The following is a 15,924-nucleotide window of genomic DNA, read 5'->3' as shown; positions in this document are numbered from 1 at the left end:
GTGACGAGGTTACTCCGTGTCCACCCCTCGGCCATCCTCACGGCGCGGACCGGCATTCTCACCGCCCCGCTCCCCGGTTTCCCCCTGCGGCCCGGCCTCGCCCGCGCCAGGTCCGCCCGGCCCTCCGGCGTCCCCCTGCGGCGGCGCCTCGCGGGGCCCGCCGCCCTCCTCACCAGGGCCCTCGTCAGGAGGGACCTCGTGATGGGAGGGCGGCGGCAGGGCGGGGGGCTTGTGCCTGAGCTCGGGCAGCGCCCGGTAGATCACCGCGGCCACCGGCACCGCCACCGCGGCCCCCGCGATGCCCGCCAGGATGCCGCCGATGGCGAGCACCAGGATGATCGCCAGCGGGTGGAAGTTCAGTGCCCGCCCCACGATCAGCGGCTGGAGCACGTGGTTTTCCAGCTGCTGCTCGACGATGAGGATGCCCAGGAAGATCAGCGCGTAGACGAGCCCCTTGGCGCCCAGTGTGACGAGCGTGGCGACCGTGCCGGCGAAGAAGATGCCGACGATGGGGATGAAGCTGGCGAAGAAGATCAGCACGGCCAGCGGCGCCCACAGCGGCACGCCCATGCCCGCCAGCACGATGCCCATGATCAGCCCGTGCACGGCGGCGACGGCCACGGTGCCCTGCACGTAGTGGGAGAGCGTCGCCCAGGCGGCCCGCCCGGCCCGGTCCACGCGCGGCGCGACCTCGCCGAACCCCCGCAGAACCCACGCCCAGATCCGGTCGCCGTCCTTGAGCAGGAAGAACGTCACGAACAGCAGCAGCACGATGGAGGCGAGCACCTCGAAGGCGACCGCCCCGGCCGACAGCACGGTGCCGGTGATGGCCGTGCGCTGCTGGTTGACCATCTTGGCGATCTCGTCGACGTAGCCGGTGATCTGCGCCTCTTTGAGGTGCAGCGGGCCGGTGATCAGCCAGTCCTGGACCGATCTGGCGGTCGCCTGCACCTGCTGGACCAGGTTGGGGAACTCGTCGCTGGCCCGCGCCCCCACCAGCCACCCCGTGCCGACGAGCACGGCCAGGGCCACCAGCATGGTGATCCAGGTGGCGTAGATGGGCCGCATGCCCGCCTGGCGGAGGTTGTTGGTCAGCGGGAACAGCAGCGCGGTCAGCAGCAGCGCGATCGCCACGGGCAGCGCCACGAACGTGAGCCGGGCGATGATCAGGGCGAAGAAGTAGACGACCACGCCGACGAGGATCAGGCACACGCACCACGCGGCCATCTTGGCCAGCGCGGGCGGCACGAGCTTGGTTGGGCGGTCGGGCAACACGTGTTCAAGACTGGCATGTCCGCGCCCAGGATGCGCGCCGATAAAGCCAGGAGCAGACCTTCCCTACACGAGGGTGTGACCGCTGACGGGCAGTTCGCGCATCGTGCGCAGGGGCGAGGTGACCGGCCACAGGAACGCCAGGCAGGATCCGGCGGCGGCGACCAGGAGCGTGCTCCGCACGCCGACATGCGGACGCCGGGCGCTGTTGAGACAAGCGCCCGGCGTCCTGCCATCCGGACGTCAGCCCAGGTGGACCTCGACTTTCAGCTCGTCACCATACTCCAGGACGAACTCCTCCACGTTGCCTGCGGCACAAACGTCGTCCTGAGCCTGGCGGACAAGCCCGACTTCCGACCCGGTAACGGTCAGTCTGGAGACCTCGGCCCGCATGGACAGCTTGGCTTCGGACTTGGCCTTGCGCACCTGACCGAGCACCTCGGAGGCCACGGCCAGCACGGCCGGGTCCCCGGCCCCGGGCGGAAGCACGGGCCACGGGGCCCGGTGCACCGACCCCTCGCGCCACCACGACCACACCTCTTCTGTGACGAAGGGCAGGAACGGCGCGAACAGCCGCAGCAGCACGTCGAGCGCCTGCCGCAGCGCCGCGTGGGCCGAGGCGGCGGCCGGGCCAGACTCGTAGGCCCGGGCCTTGACCAGCTCCAGGTAGTCGTCGCAGAACGCCCAGAAGAAGCGCTCCACGGCCTCCAGTGCCCTGGTGTGGTCGTAGGCCTCAAACGCCTCCGTGGCCTCGCGCACGACGTCGGACAGGGCCGCGAGCATGGACAGGTCGACCGGCTCGACGATCTCGCCCTCGCTCTCGGCCAGCCCGAGCACGAACTTGGACGCGTTCAGGATCTTGATGGCCAGGCGCCGCCCGATCTTGAGCTGCCCGGCGTCGAACGCGGTGTCCACGCCGTAGCGGCCGTTGGCCGCCCAGTAGCGCACCGCGTCGGAGCCGTGCTGCTCCAGCAGGTCGAGCGGGGTGACGACGTTGCCCTTGGACTTGGACATCTTCTTGCGGTCAGGGTCGAGGATCCACCCGGAGATCGCGACGTCGCTCCACGGCAACTGGCCGAACTCGTAATGCGACCTGACCACGGTCGAGAACAGCCAGGTGCGGATGATCTCGTGGGCCTGCGGCCGCAGGTCGGCGGGGTAGACCCGCTTGAACAGGTCGTCGTCGCTCTCCCAGCGGCCCGCGATCTGCGGCGTCAGCGACGAGGTGGCCCAGGTGTCCATCACGTCGGGGTCGGCCATGAACCCGCCGGGCACGCCGCGCCGGTCCTCGGTGTAGCCGGGCGGCACGTCGGAGGACGGGTCGATCGGCAGCATGTCCTCCGACGGCACGATCGGCGCGTCGTGGACGGGCTGCCCCGACTCGTCGATCGGATACCACACCGGGAACGGCACGCCGAAGAACCGCTGGCGGGAGATCAGCCAGTCGCTGGTGAGCCCCTCGACCCAGTTGTCGTAGCGCACCCGCATGTGCGGCGGGTGCCACCTCAGCTCGCGCCCGCGCTCCAGCAGCCGCGCGCGCAGCTCCTCGTCGCGACCGCCGTTGCGGACGTACCACTGGCGGGTGGTGACGATCTCGAGCGGCCTGTCGCCCTTCTCGTAGAACTTCACCGTGCGCGAGACGGGCCTCGGGTCGCCCTCGAGGTCGCCGGACTCGCGCAGCAGCTCCACGATCCGCTCGCGCGCGCTGTGGACCGTCTTCCCGGCCAGCTCCTTGTACGGCTCCGCCTCCACGCCCTCGGGCGGCTCGGGCAGCAGCCGGCCGTCCCAGCCGATGACCGGCCGGGTCGGCAGGTGCAGCTCCCGCCACCAGGTGACGTCGGTGATGTCGCCGAACGTACAGATCATCGCGATGCCGGTGCCCTTGTCGGGCTCGGCCAGCCGGTGGGCCAGCACCGGCACCTCGACGCCGAACAGCGGCGTCAGCACCGACGTGCCGAACAGCGGCTGGTAGCGCTCGTCGTCGGGGTGCGCGACCAGCGCCACGCACGCCGGGATGAGCTCGGGCCTGGTCGTCTCGATCCAGACCGGGCCCTTCTCGCCGTAGAAGGAGATCTTGTGGAACGCGCCGGGCCACTCGCGGTCCTCCAGCTCGGCCTGGGCGACGGCGGTGCGGTAGGTCACGTCCCACAGCGTCGGCGCCTCGGCGAGGTAGGCCTCACCGCGCAGCAGGTTACGCAGGAACGCCCGCTGCGAGACCGCCCGCGCCTCGTCGCTGATCGTGGTGTAGAGCAGCGACCAGTCGACCGACAGGCCGACCCGCCGCCAGACCTCCTCGAACGCCTGCTCGTCGAGGGCGGTCAGCTTGTGGCAGAGCTCCACGAAGTTGCGCCGCGAGATGGAGATCTCACGTTTGCCGGGCTTGTCCGGTGGAACGAAGTCGGGGTCGTAGGGCAGCGAAGGGTCGCAGCGCACGCCGTAGACGTTCTGCACGCGGCGCTCGGTGGGCAGGCCGTTGTCGTCCCAGCCGATCGGGTAGAACACCGACTTGCCGATCATCCGCTGGTAGCGGGCCATGATGTCGGTGTGGGTGAAGGAGAAGACGTGACCGACGTGCAGCGAGCCGGAGACGGTCGGCGGCGGCGTGTCGATGGAGTAGACCTGCTCGCGCGACTTGGACCGGTCGAAGCGGTAGGTGCTCTGCTCCTCCCAGCGGGCTACCCATACCTGCTCCAAGCCGTCGAGAGTCGGCTTTTCCGGCATAGAGGCATGGCGTAGTCGCTGTTGAGTCATGCCTCCTTATGGTACGGCTTCGCAGGCGCGACAAGCGGTACAGACTAGTGTTCGTTACAAAGGGGAAGGGAGATCGGCATGGCGGAGGACAAGCCCGATATCGCCTGGCGTGTGATCGGCGGTCTGACGGGGCTGGTGACCGCCTGGGCAGCGAGGAAGCTCCTCGGGTTCGTCTGGGTGAAGGCGACCGGCAAGGAGCCGCCCATCGACACGGACTCACCCGAGGTCAGCATGGGAGAGGCCATCGGCTACGCCGTGCTCATGGGCGTCGGCATGTCCGTGGCGCAGATCGTGGTCAACCGGACCGCCAAGAAGCGCTACGACGCGTGGAAGTCTCTGAAGCAGGTGACTCCAGGGCAGTGAGAAACTCGCTGGCCCAGCGGTCCACGTCGTAGGTGGCTACCCGGCGGCGCATCGTGCGCATCCGCCGGGCCAGCTCGTGCGGCGTGGCCCGCATCGCGGCCAGCATCTGCCGCTTGACGTCCTCCACGTCGTACGGGTTGACCAGGTAGGCCTGGCGCAGCTCGTCGGCGGCCCCGGCGAACTCACTGAGCACCAGCGCGCCGTGCAGGTCGTGGTGGCAGGAGACGTACTCCTTGGCCACCAGGTTCATCCCGTCGCGCAGCGGGGTCACGACCATGACGTCGGCGGCGAGGTAGAGGGCGGCCAGCTCGGCCTGGTCGTACGACTGGTGGAAATACTGGACCGGCTGGTAGCCGAGCTGCGCGCGCTCGCCGTTGATCCGCCCGACCTGCAGCTCGATGTCGTCACGCAGCCGCTTGTACTCCTCCACCCGCTCCCTGCTGGGCGTGGCGATCTGCACGAACACGGCCTCGTTGGCCTTCAGCTGCCCGTCCTTCAGCAGCTCGCCGAACGCCTCCAGCCGCTGCCCGATCCCCTTGGTGTAGTCGAGCCGGTCGACGCCGAGCAGCACGTGCTCGGGGTCGCCCAGCTCCACCCTGATCTCCTTGGCCCGCGCCATGATCTGCGGATCGCGCACCAGCGAGTCGAGCTGCCCGAAGTCCACCGAGATGGGGAAGGCCTGCGTGGTCACGACCCGGTCGTCGAGGAAGATCTCGTTCCCCTTGTACGGCAGCCCGAGCAGCCTCCGGCACAGCCGGCGGAAGTTGGAGGCCCCGCCGGGCAGTTGGAAGCCCACCAGGTCGGCCCCGAGCAGCCCCTCGACGAGGTCCTTGCGCCACGGCAGCCGCCAGAACAGCTCGGTCGGCGGGAACGGGATGTGCAGGAAGAACCCGATCCGCAGGTCGGGCCTGAGCCTGCGCAGCATGGCCGGGACGAGCTGGAGCTGGTAGTCCTGCACCCAGACCACCGCGCCCTTCTCGGCGGCCTCGGCGGCGGCGTTCGCGAAGCGCTCGTTGACGGCGCGGTAGGTGTCCCACATCGCCCGGTCGAACACCGGCGGCGCCACCACGTCGTGGTAGAGCGGCCACAGGGTGGCGTTGGAGAAGCCCTCGTAGTAGAGCTCCACCTCGCCGGCCGACAGCGGGATCGGGATCAGGTTCATGCCATCCTGCTCGAACGGCTCCAGCTTCTCGTCGGCGGCTCCGTGCCAGCCGAGCCAGGCTCCGTGGCGGCGCTGCATCACCGGTGCGATCGCGGTGACGAGCCCGCCTGGGCTCCTGCGCCACGAGGCCGTTCCGTCAGGCTCGATCGTCCGATCCACCGGCAACCGGTTCGCGACGATCAGAAACGAGCTACGGCCAGTCACGCAGTTTCCTCCTCCTCACCGAGAGCGCGGCGGACGGCGTACGCCACCGGCTCCGGACCCGCATGGGGGATGATCGCAGCGATGTGGGAGTCGGGCCTGATGAGCCATGCCTCATCCGGCCCGGCGCCGAGCCTCTCAGCGAGCCCGTCGATCTCCGCGAACCCGCGCACGGCGTACGGCACCGTAATGACCTTGCCCAGGACCTGCGCAAACAAACGCGAATCGCACATTTCACCCAGGAGGAGCAGGAAACCGTCACGGCAGAGCTCCCGCAATCTCCCACCCGGGAGCCGCATGTCAGGCAGGATCACGCCGGGCGCGGGCACGCACAGCGCCCCCTTCGGCGGCCTGCCCCCGAACGGCCGCGTCGGCTCCGGCGTCGTCAGCGGCGAGTCCACGTACCAGTACGGCTCCGCGAACCGCCCCGAGTCCACTTCCGCCGCCCGGCCGCCCTCCAGCGCGGCCCGCCTGCGCATGCGCTCCTCCACGGTCCTGGGCACGAGGAAACGCATGGTCGCGGCGGTGATCTCGAGGTTCTCCAGCGCGGCCGCGTGCCGCTCGACGTGGTACGACTCCAGCAGCCCAGGACCGGCCCAGCCGTTGAGCGCGAAGGCCAGCTTCCAGGCCGCGTTCTCGGCGTCGGGCACGCCGGAGTTGAGCCCCCGGGCGCCGAACGGGGCCACCAGATGGGCGCAGTCGCCGGCCAGCAGGACCCGGCCGACGCGCATGCGGGAGGCGATGCGGGAGTGGAAGCGGTACGTGCTGTGCCAGAGCAGCTCGTACGGCCGGTCGCCGATAATCTGCCTGATTTTTCGCGAAATATCGACCTTTGTTGGGATGAAGTCGGGCGCGATCTGCCAGTCGATCCTGAACGTGCCACCCGGGCAGGGATGGATCAGCACCTGGCGGCCCGGGTTCCAGACGGGGTCGAAGTAGAAGCGGCGCTCGTTCTCCCAACCGGGCAGGTCGGCCTTGATGTCGCAGATCAGGAACTGGTCGTCGAACGTCTCCCCGTCGAACGTGACGCCGAGCGCCTGGCGTACCCGCTGGGCCCTGGCGCCCGCGCAGACCAGCACGTAGGGCGCGCGCAGCAGCCGCTGCCCGCACTGGACCGTCACGCCGGAGCCGTCCTGGGTGAGCCCGGTGACCTCGTGGTTCCAGCGCACCTCGATGAGCGGCTGCGCCGCGATGGCGTCGTCCAGGATCTGCTCGGTGCGGGTCTGGGAGATGTTCACGCAGGCCGGCAGCGGCCCCTCGCGCTCGAACTCCCAGGAGAACAGCTCGCGGTCGCGGTAGTAGGTGCGGGCGGTGGTCCAGGCCAGGCCCTCGTCCGCGATCTTGCCCGCCCCGGCGGCGGCCCAGATGTCGAGCACGTCGCGCTGCTGGCAGATGGACTTCGACCCGGTGGAGTCGCGCTTGGCGCGCGCGTCCAGCACGAGCACGTGGATGCCCCAGCGGGCCAGCAGCAGCGCGGCGCTCTGCCCGACCGGGCCCGCCCCGACGACGATGACCTGGGCGTTCATGACTGCAGCTGGTCCCAGACCTCGCGGTCGCGCTCGGCGGTCCAGATGCGCGGCCGCTCGACGCCGTGCAGCTCGTCCCAGAGCCTGGAGACGTTGAACGGCAGGCAGTGCTCGAAGATCGGCCAGGATCCGTACCGGGGCTCCAGGGCCGCGTGTGTGCGCTCGAACGCCTCCTTCAGCGTCCCGGCCGCGCCCGCCTCGCGCAGCATCACCGTGAGGAAGTCACGCGTCTGGGCGATGGCCGCGTCCACGCCCGCCTTGCCGCGCGCCACCGCTCCCCTGCCGCCGACCAGCGTCTCCGCCCCGAACGACGCCACCTTGTCGAGGGTCGCCGCAGACCACTCGCGGTGGAAGGCGTCGCCGGTGTAGAGGGCGGCCTGGGACTCGACGAGGTCGCCGGCGAACATGACGCGCTGCTTCGGCAGCCAGGCCACCAGGTCGCCCTCGGTGTGCCCCCGGCCGCAGTAGGCCAGCACCAGGTCGCCCCTGTCGCCGCCCAGGTCGATGGTGAACGTGTCGCTGAACGTCGCCGTCGGCCACGTCAGCCCCGGGATCGACTCGGGCGCCTTGAACAGGCGGGGCATCCTGGCGTACTCGCTGGCCCAGTCCTGCTCGCCGCGCTCGGCGATCAGCTCGCGCGTCTTGTCGTGCGTCACGATCACGTCCGCGCCGAACGCCGACGCGCCCAGCACCCGGACCGCGTGGTAGTGCGACAGCACCAGGTACCTGATCGGCTTGTCGGTGTGCTCGCGCAGCCTGGCCAGCCACTGGCGGGCGGCCACGGGCGTCGCCAGCGCCTCGAAGCAGACGAGGAAGTCCTCGGCCTCGACGGCGCCCACGTTCGGGTCGCCCTCGGCGGTGAGCGCGTACACGCCCTCCGCCAGGACCTCCAGGGACTGCTCCTTCTCGGCGAGATCCGCCGACGAAGCGAACGGCTTGGCCATCACCCCTCCTTCAGGAAAGCGGTCACCACTCGTAGCACACCTTCCCGCTCTCACGGCCCAGCCCTCGGTGGCCCCCTTCCCGGCACGCGCGCGGGGCCGGGACCGCCCCCTACGCGCGCGTACGGGGCGGGTGGGGTCATGCCGGGCGGCGGGACTGGACGATGTGGAAGCGGCCCGCCACGTAGCCGGGGTCGGTGAGGGAGGCGGTGGCGGCCGGGTTGGCGCCGGTGCCGTGGTAGTCGCTGAAGGCGGCCGACTGGTTGACGAAGACCCCGCCCATGAGGTTGCACGACAGGTTGACGCCCGCGTCGACGGCGGCGTGTTCGGCCTGGTCCAGCACGTCGGAGGAGGTCGAGTAGGCGGCGGCGGTGAGCGCCCCGCGGGCCTTGATCGTACGGCGCAGCACATCCAGGCTCTCCTGGGTCGATCCCGTCGGGATGACGAACGAGATCGGCCCGAAGTGCTCGCGCCCGTAGACATCGGCCTGGTCCGGCGAGACCTGCACGATCACCGGAGTCCGCACCACCGCGTCCGGGAACGACGGGTGCTTCAGGGCACGCGACTCCAGCACCACGTCACCCAGGGACGGCGCGGCCTCGACCCGCGCCAGCACGTCGGGGTTGACGATGGCCCCCGTCAGCTCCACCGCGCGGGCCTCGTCCCCGAGCAGCTTGCCGACGGCGCCCGCCAGCCCGGCGCAGACGTCGTCGAAGCTCTTGTGCCCCTCGTCGGTCTCGATCCCGCCCGCTGGCACCAGGATGTTCTGGGGCGCCGTGCACATCTGGCCGCTGTAGAGCGACAGCGAGAACGCCAGGTTCCCCAGCATGCCGCGCCACGAGTCGGTGGAGTCGACGACGATCGTGTTGACCCCCGCTTTCTCGGTGTGCACGAGCGCCTGGCGGGCGTTCTCCTCCAGCCAGTCGCCGAACTCCGTCGAGCCGGTGAAGTCGACGATGCGGATGTCGGGATGGGTGGCGAGGGTCCTGGCCAGCCCCCGGCCCTCCTCCGCAGCCAGCGAGACCAGCCCCGGGTCGAAGCCCGCCTCGGCCAGCACCTCGCGGGCGATCTGGACGGTGATCGCGAGCGGCAGCACCGCGCGCGGATGCGGCTTGACGATCACCGGGTTGCCGGTGACGAGCGAGGCGAACAGCCCCGGGTACGCGTTCCAGGTCGGGAACGTGTTGCAGCCGATCACCAGCGCGACGCCCCTCGGCACGACCGTGAAGCGCTTGTCCATGACCAGCGGGTCGCCCTTGGCGGGCTTCTCCCAGCGGGCGGCCGCGGCGGAGGACGTCATGGCGGCGTAGCCGTACGCGACGGCCTCGAGCGCGCGGTCCTGCGCGTGCGGCCCGCCCGCCTGGAAGGCCATCACGAACGCCTGCCCGGTCGTGTGCTGCACCGCGTTGGCCAGCTCGAAGCTGCGCTGGTTGATCCGGTGGACGATCTCGACGCAGGCCAGCGCGCGGGCCTGCGGCCCCGCGTCCCGCCAGGCCGGCAGCGCCGCCTTGGCCGCCTCGATCAGGTCGTCCACGAGCGGCTCGGGGTAGGTGACGCCGAGGTCGATCCCGTACGGCGAGCGCTCGGCCCCGATCCAGGACCCGGTGCCCGGCTGGTCGAGGGGGAACGGCTTGCCGAGGTAGGACTCGAACGCCTCCTTGCCCCGCTCGGCCGCCCCCTCGCCGTAGACGCGGGGACTCGGCGACTCCGGGTAGGCGCTCCAGTATCCCCGCTCGGCGATGGCGGACAGCGCCTTCTCCAGAGTCTCGCGGTGCTGCTCGAACATGGTGTTCACCCTCTTGACAGCATGGTCCGGACGGTGATGTGTTTACCGAACATTCGGTCAGTTGACAAGGGAGACTTGCGTTGGTGAGCGCGCGTCGCGGAGTTCCGCGGCCGCGGCAGAGAGCTCAGATAGGTGGAAATCCCATGAGACTCGGCGATCCCCCCGCGCCGGACGAACTCGACCCCATTGAGCGGGCCTCCCGCGACGAGCTCATAGCTCTTCAGCTCGCCCGGCTCCAGCGGACACTTAGCCATGCTTACCAAAATGTCCCCATTTATCGGCAAAAATTCGATAATGCTGGTGTTCATCCGAGCGACTGCAAAGAGCTCGGCGATGTGGCGAAATTCCCTTTCACCACGAAGCAGGATCTCCGCGACTGCTACCCGTTCGGCATGTTCGCCGTCCCGCGCGAGCAGGTGGCCAGGATCCACGCCTCCAGCGGCACCACGGGCAAGCCGACCGTCGTGGGCTACACCAAACACGACCTGGACGTCTGGGCGGAGGTCGTGGCGCGCTCGATCCGCGCCTCCGGCGGCCGCCCCGGCGACATCGTGCACGTGGCCTACGGGTACGGCCTGTTCACCGGCGGCCTGGGCGCCCATTACGGGGCCGAGCGGCTGGGCTGCACGGTGGTGCCGGTCTCGGGCGGCATGACGCCCCGCCAGGTCCAGCTCATCACGGACCTGCGGCCCGACATCGTCATGGTCACGCCGTCGTACATGCTGGCCCTGCTGGACGAGTTCGAGCGGCAGGGCCTGGACCCGCGCGCGTCCTCACCGCGGATCGGGATCTTCGGCGCCGAGCCGTGGACCGAGCGGATGCGCGCGGAGCTCGAGGACCGCTTCGACCTGCACGCCGTGGACATCTACGGGCTGTCCGAGGTGATCGGCCCCGGCGTGGCGAACGAGTGCGTCGAGAGCAAGGACGGCCTGCACGTCTGGGAGGACCACTTCTACCCGGAAACGGTCGATCCCTTCACCGGCGAGCCGTCGGAGGCGGGCGAGCTGGTCTTCACCAGCCTCACCAAGGAGGCCATGCCGGTCATCCGCTACCGCACGGGCGACCTGACCAGGCTGCTGCCCGGCACCGCCCGGCCCGCGTTCCGGCGCATGGAGAAGGTGACGGGCCGTACCGACGACATGATCATCCTGCGCGGCGTGAACGTGTTCCCCACCCAGATCGAGGAGCTCGTGCTGCGTACCGAGGGCCTGTCACCGCACTTCCAGCTCCGCCTGACCCGTCCTCGGCGGCTCGACGTGATGACGGTGCGGGTCGAGGCCCGGCCGGGCTTCGCGCGTCGCGCCGAGGCCGGAGAGAGGCTACGCGAGGCCGTCAAGGCCACCGTCGGCGTGAGCGTGGAGGTCGAGGTCGTGGACCCGGAGACGCTGGAGCGCTCGGTCGGCAAGCTCAGACGAGTCATCGACAAGCGGGATAATTAGCACATGGCCCCTCCAACCCCCACCCGTCAGCGCAAACGCGGACACGACCCGGAGTCCGTGCTGGCCATCGCCGTCGACGTCTTCAACGAGCGCGGCTACGACGGGACGAGCATGGAGGATCTCGCGAGGGCGCTCGGCGTGACCAAGTCGGCCATCTACTACCACGTGCCGGGCAAGGAGCAACTGCTGGCGCGGGCGCTCGACCGGGCGCTCGACGGGCTGTTCGCGGTGGTGGGCGACGAGCGCGCCGCCTCCGGCCCGGCGATCGACCGCCTGGAGTGGGCGGTACGGCAGAGCGTGCGCATCCTCGTGGACCGGCTGCCGTACGTGACGCTGCTGCTGCGGGTGCGCGGCAACAGCAGCACCGAGCAGGCGGCGCTGGAGCGGCGGCGGGAGTTCGACGGGTTCATCAGCCACCTGGTCAAGGAGGCGGCGGCGGAGGGGAGCATCCGGCCGGACGTGGAGCCGGCCCTGGTGACCAGGCTGCTGTTCGGCACGGTGAACTCGATCACCGAGTGGTATCAGCCGGCGCGCGGCGCCTCGGCGGACGACCTGGCCGACGCGCTGCTCAAGATGACCTTCAGCGGCCTACGCGTCTAACTCGGGGCGCGGCGGACCAGGGGCGGGGGGCACGGCCGGCCGCTTGACGCGCAGGTCATCGCGTACGGCGTCGCCGAGCTTCTTGGTGGCCATCCGGTTGAGCGCGCCGCCCGCGATCGCCCCCGTGAGGAAGGGGCCGAGCGTGGTCAGGTGGCGCCCGAGCGTCCGGAGGAGGCGGTTGCGCAGGGCGGTCTTGGTGGCCGCGCCGAGCGCCAGCGAGACGGACGTGGGCGTGAGGGGGTCGATGCCACGTTGCTTCGCCCAGGCGGCCGTGAAGGCGACCGCGCGCTGGGCGCCGGAGCCCTCGACGCGGATGCCGTAGACCTCGTGCAGCTCGGCCAGGAGCTTGACCTCGATGGCGGCGACGACGATGGTCTCGGCGACGAGCTGCGCGGGGGCCGACAGCAGAAGGGGTGGCGCGGCGAACTCCGCCGCCGCGAGCGCTCCGCCGATGGCCCCGACCGTCATCGTGGCCTTCTGGGCGGTGCGTACAAGGTCATCGGCGAGTTGCTCGCCGGTCAGTCCGTGGTGGTGCTCGGAAAGGGTGTGCAGGTCCCTGATCGGGATGCGGGGCGCGATGCTGAGGAAGACGTCGGCCAGCCAGCGTCCCCGGCCCGCGCCGTTGGCGCGTGCTTTCTTCGCTCCGTTGGACAGGGCCTGAGCTAGTCGGCCGAGCAGCCTGCGCCGCTCGGCCGGCTCCAGCTCGCCGGGCGCGGTGAGCTTGCCTACGAGTTCGCCGACCTCGCGTTCGGGGCCGGCGACCTCGTTGCCTGGTTGCTTGTCCTTCTCAGGTTGAGCCACGCGATGCCTCCGTCCTCATGGTCGCGACTGCTCAGGGTCAGTCTTAGTCCCTACCCCGAGCCCTTCGCTCCAGTCGATCAGGCGGCGCACTCCCGGCAGACCTGCTGGCCGTTCTTCTCGGAGGCCAGCTGGCTGCGGTGGTGCACCAGGAAGCAGCGCGAGCAGGTGAACTCGTCGGCCTGACGGGGAATGACCCGCAGGGAGAGCTCTTCGTTCGACAGGTCCGCACCGGGCAGCTCCAGCGACTCGGCCAGGTCGGTCTCATCGATGTCGATGCTGCCCGACGACTTGTCCGTGCGGCGCGCCTGCAGCTCCTGGAGGCTGTCCTCACCCAGGTCGTCGTCTGTCTTGCGCGGGCTGTCGTAGTCGGTAGCCATTGTGCTTACTCCATCCCCCTCATCTATATGTCTTCGCGCTCGTCGCGCGTCTTCTAACGTCCAGGAAGCCCATCTTGTGCCCGTTCCGTCGAGGAGATTTCCCATCGGTACCCCGCGGGAACGGACAACGAACCTCCCAACACGTCAGGGCCTGCTGCCGCTGGCAATGGTTAGCCAAATATGGCGAAACCCACAGCCTTGGCGTCATGCACCACCGTGTTCGACGGCACATCCAACCACATGTGTGGCCAGAACGAGACGCCCCCCGTACATCAACACGCGGACGAACGCACCGGAGCAACACGAGCCTCAGCGTCTTGGCAGCCGAATGGTCACGACCAGCCCGCCACCATCGCGCGGCACCGCAGTCACATTTCCACCGTGCGCCTGCACCACCGCACGAACGATGGACAGCCCCAGACCCGCCCCCTTGGCCGATTCCACGCGGTCCGCGTGCAGCCTCCTGAACGGCTCGAACAGGCTGTTCACCTCGTACGCCGGGACGTGCTGTCCCGTGTTGGCCACCTGAACAACCAAGGCACCGTCCGCCATTCCCGTCCGGATCCAGACTTTTCCGTTCTCGGGAATGTTGTACTTGACGGCGTTCTCCAGCAGGTTGCTGACGGACCGCTCCAGCAGCACGGGATCGCCGATGGCAGGCGCGCCGGCCAGTTCGGTCGTCACGGTCACCCCGTGTTCCTGGGCGAACGGCTGGACCTGTTCCACGGCCGTCTGGGCGACTTCCTGAACGTCGAGCGGCTTGCGCACGGCGAGCTCGCGCTCGCTCCTCGCCAGCAGCAGCAGTCCCTCGATGAGCTTCTCGTTTCGCGCGTTGACCTCGAGGAGGGTACGGCCGAGCGCTTTGAGATCCTCGGACGCCTCGGGGTCCGACAGGGCGATCTCGAGGACCGTCCGGTTGATCGTGAGCGGGGTGCGCAGCTCGTGTGAGGCGTTGGCCACGAATCTGCGCTGGGTGTCGAAGGCGACGTTGAGCCGGGTGAGCATGGCGTCGAACGTGTCGGCCAGCTCCTTCAGCTCGTCATTGGGGCCCCTGAGGTCGATGCGCTGGTGGGCGAGGGTGCTCTCGGAGAGCTTGCGCGCGGTGGCGGTCATCGTCGCCACCGGTCGCAACGCCCGGTCGGCGACGAAGTAGCCAAGGATGATCGCCAAGATCCCGACGCCCACCAGGGCCATCAGCGAGCTGCTGAAGAGCGTGCTCTGGGCGGTCACCACCGCGTGCTGCCTGGCCTGACTCCACCAGTTCTGGACGATCGCGGCATAAGCCGGGTTGAGGTCGGAGGTGTCCAGTTCCAGCCAGGCTTCGGCGATCGCTCTGCCGACGATCGCGTAGATGGAGTAGAGCAGGACGGCCGCGGCCACGAAGAACAGCACGCTGTAGCTCAGCGTCAGCCGCCAGCGGATGCTGACCTTCGCGGGGAGCGCCTTCACCCGCTCCATCGCCGTGCGCTGGACCGGCGGCGCCTGCCCGGGCGGCGGCGGGCCGTCCCAGGCGGGCGGCCCGGTGGGCGGCGGCGCCTCCTGCACGCGCGTCGCCTTCCTCGCCGAATGCGGGCTGATCATCGGATGCGTCGGCCCGGCTTCGCGCTCTGGCCTTTCACTCACAGTTTGTACCCAACCCCGGGCACAGTCTCGATCACCTGAGGCTCGCCCAGCTTCTTCCGCAGCGTCATCATGGTCACGCGGACCACGTTCGTGAACGGGTCGATGTTCTCGTCCCACGCCTTGTCCAGCAGGTCCTCCTGGCTGACCACGGCGCCCTCGGCCCGCATCAGCTCCTCGAGCACCGCGAACTCCTTCTTGGTCAGCACGATCTCCTTGCCGTCGCGCTCCACCAGCCGCTTGCCCGGGTCGAGCCGGATGCCGGCGCGCTCCAGGACGGGCGGCAGGGCGGGAGCGGAGCGGCGGCCGAGCGCGCGCACCCTGGCGACCAGCTCGATGAACACGAACGGCTTGGCCAGGTAGTCGTCGGCGCCGAGGCCGAGACCCTCCACCTTGTCGTCCACGTCGCCCGAAGCGGTCAGCATCAGGATCCGCGAGGCGCTGCGCTGCTCCACCAGGCGCCGGCACACCTCGTCGCCGTGGACGACCGGCAGGTCGCGGTCGAGCACGATCACGTCGTAGTCGATGTAGGAGGTCCGCTCGAGGGCGCCGCCCCCGTCATAGGCGACGTCGACCGCCATGGCCTCGCGGCGCAGCCCGGTCGCGATCGCGTCGGCGAGCACCCGCTCATCCTCAACCACCAGCACTCGCACGCCTGATGCACCTCTCTCCCGTTGTAGTCACTCATTCTGCGCACAGTGTCGATAAGCGCACGGTAAGCCATGTTCAGGGGTGGGTGACGCCGTGGTCAGGCACGAGAGAGAGAAATTCATGTTTCGGGACGCGACAACCCGGGGTATGCCTGCGGGACACCCATTACCCGGCAATGGGCGTACTGCATCCAAACCAGGATCGGACCCTAGAGAGTAGGTGAGATGGGCGAGTTCACGACCACGATCGAACACCGCCTCGACCAGGCTTATAAGGGCCTGCGGGAGGCCCGCAGCGTCGGTGACGACTACCTCGCCGACACACTCACCGCCGAGATCGAGGACCTGCGGCGGCTGGCTGACGATCACGGCATCCCGTTGCCCCGCTAGCCACGCCAGAACGGCCGGAGCCCAGGGCTCCGGCCGTTTCGCGTC

At 69.6% G+C, this 15,924-nt stretch carries 14 protein-coding genes; 4 read left to right on the top strand and 10 right to left on the bottom strand.

What is annotated here, in order from left to right; genetic code table 11:
* Nucleotides 1-9 precede the first annotated feature (9 nt).
* Entirely contained in the window at nucleotides 10-1,275 is a 1,266-nt protein-coding gene (locus tag ABN273_RS25510; protein ID WP_349451522.1) for an AI-2E family transporter, read from the bottom strand.
* 240 nt (nucleotides 1,276-1,515) lie between these two features.
* Nucleotides 1,516-3,993, bottom strand: coding sequence for a valine--tRNA ligase (gene valS / locus ABN273_RS25505; protein ID WP_349451521.1), 2,478 nt, complete (start codon nucleotides 3,991-3,993; stop codon nucleotides 1,516-1,518).
* A 108-nt stretch (nucleotides 3,994-4,101) separates the two neighbouring features.
* Here valS and ABN273_RS25500 point away from each other — a divergent pair, with 108 nt between their 5' ends.
* Complete coding sequence (locus ABN273_RS25500) at nucleotides 4,102-4,386, top strand: DUF4235 domain-containing protein (protein ID WP_349451520.1); 285 nt, start codon at nucleotides 4,102-4,104, stop codon at nucleotides 4,384-4,386.
* Here the strand turns inward: ABN273_RS25500 and ABN273_RS25495 are convergent.
* From ABN273_RS25495 to paaN, 4 genes are all read right to left on the bottom strand, one after another.
* Complete coding sequence (locus ABN273_RS25495; RefSeq protein WP_349451519.1) at nucleotides 4,319-5,752, bottom strand: alpha,alpha-trehalose-phosphate synthase (UDP-forming); 1,434 nt, start codon at nucleotides 5,750-5,752, stop codon at nucleotides 4,319-4,321. The genes ABN273_RS25500 and ABN273_RS25495 overlap by 68 nt on opposite strands.
* Nucleotides 5,749-7,275, bottom strand: coding sequence for an FAD-dependent monooxygenase (locus ABN273_RS25490; protein WP_349451518.1), 1,527 nt, complete (start codon nucleotides 7,273-7,275; stop codon nucleotides 5,749-5,751). Before ABN273_RS25490 ends, ABN273_RS25495 begins: the two co-directional genes overlap by 4 nt.
* The gene (locus ABN273_RS25485; RefSeq protein ID WP_349451517.1) at nucleotides 7,272-8,219 is read right to left on the bottom strand and encodes an MBL fold metallo-hydrolase; all 948 of its coding nucleotides are present in this window, start codon (nucleotides 8,217-8,219) and stop codon (nucleotides 7,272-7,274) included. The genes ABN273_RS25490 and ABN273_RS25485 overlap by 4 nt, the downstream gene beginning before the upstream one ends.
* Before the next feature lie 136 nt (nucleotides 8,220-8,355).
* Nucleotides 8,356-10,002 carry a phenylacetic acid degradation protein PaaN gene (gene paaN / locus ABN273_RS25480; RefSeq protein ID WP_349451516.1) on the bottom strand — a complete coding sequence of 549 codons (1,647 nt, stop codon included), beginning with the start codon at nucleotides 10,000-10,002 and terminating at the stop codon, nucleotides 8,356-8,358.
* A gap of 143 nt (nucleotides 10,003-10,145) precedes the next feature.
* On the opposite strand from paaN, the gene paaK reads away from it, so the two are divergent.
* Both paaK and ABN273_RS25470 read left to right on the top strand, forming a co-directional pair.
* On the top strand, nucleotides 10,146-11,441 hold the full coding sequence (gene paaK, locus ABN273_RS25475) for a phenylacetate--CoA ligase PaaK (RefSeq protein WP_349451515.1): 1,296 nt from the start codon (nucleotides 10,146-10,148) through the stop codon (nucleotides 11,439-11,441).
* A 3-nt stretch (nucleotides 11,442-11,444) separates the two neighbouring features.
* Nucleotides 11,445-12,041, top strand: coding sequence for a TetR/AcrR family transcriptional regulator (locus tag ABN273_RS25470; RefSeq protein WP_349451514.1), 597 nt, complete (start codon nucleotides 11,445-11,447; stop codon nucleotides 12,039-12,041).
* Here ABN273_RS25470 and ABN273_RS25465 read toward each other — a convergent pair.
* The 4 genes from ABN273_RS25465 to ABN273_RS25450 all read right to left on the bottom strand — a co-directional run bounded on the left by ABN273_RS25465 (nucleotide 12,030) and on the right by ABN273_RS25450 (nucleotide 15,492).
* Complete coding sequence (locus ABN273_RS25465; protein ID WP_349451513.1) at nucleotides 12,030-12,842, bottom strand: hypothetical protein; 813 nt, start codon at nucleotides 12,840-12,842, stop codon at nucleotides 12,030-12,032. The two genes, ABN273_RS25470 and ABN273_RS25465, sit on opposite strands and share 12 nt — an antisense overlap.
* Before the next feature lie 77 nt (nucleotides 12,843-12,919).
* On the bottom strand, nucleotides 12,920-13,219 hold the full coding sequence (locus tag ABN273_RS25460; RefSeq protein WP_020542847.1) for a DUF4193 domain-containing protein: 300 nt from the start codon (nucleotides 13,217-13,219) through the stop codon (nucleotides 12,920-12,922).
* A 309-nt stretch (nucleotides 13,220-13,528) separates the two neighbouring features.
* Nucleotides 13,529-14,800 (bottom strand): sensor histidine kinase, encoded by a 1,272-nt coding sequence (locus ABN273_RS25455; RefSeq protein WP_502911135.1) that lies wholly within the window; start codon nucleotides 14,798-14,800, stop codon nucleotides 13,529-13,531.
* A 38-nt stretch (nucleotides 14,801-14,838) separates the two neighbouring features.
* On the bottom strand, nucleotides 14,839-15,492 hold the full coding sequence (locus ABN273_RS25450) for a response regulator transcription factor (protein WP_349451511.1): 654 nt from the start codon (nucleotides 15,490-15,492) through the stop codon (nucleotides 14,839-14,841).
* Between the two features lie 222 nt (nucleotides 15,493-15,714).
* Between ABN273_RS25450 and ABN273_RS25445 the strand changes: the two genes are divergently transcribed.
* Nucleotides 15,715-15,879: a hypothetical protein gene (locus ABN273_RS25445; protein ID WP_165974805.1), complete on the top strand. Its 165-nt coding sequence runs from the start codon at nucleotides 15,715-15,717 to the stop codon at nucleotides 15,877-15,879.
* The last annotated feature ends 45 nt before the right edge of the window (nucleotides 15,880-15,924 follow it).

The organism is Nonomuraea sp. B19D2, assembly GCF_040137845.1.
GTDB lineage: Bacteria > Actinomycetota > Actinomycetes > Streptosporangiales > Streptosporangiaceae > Nonomuraea.
Note: the sequence above shows the minus strand (reverse complement) of the source record. Positions and strands in the feature narration are given on the sequence as shown.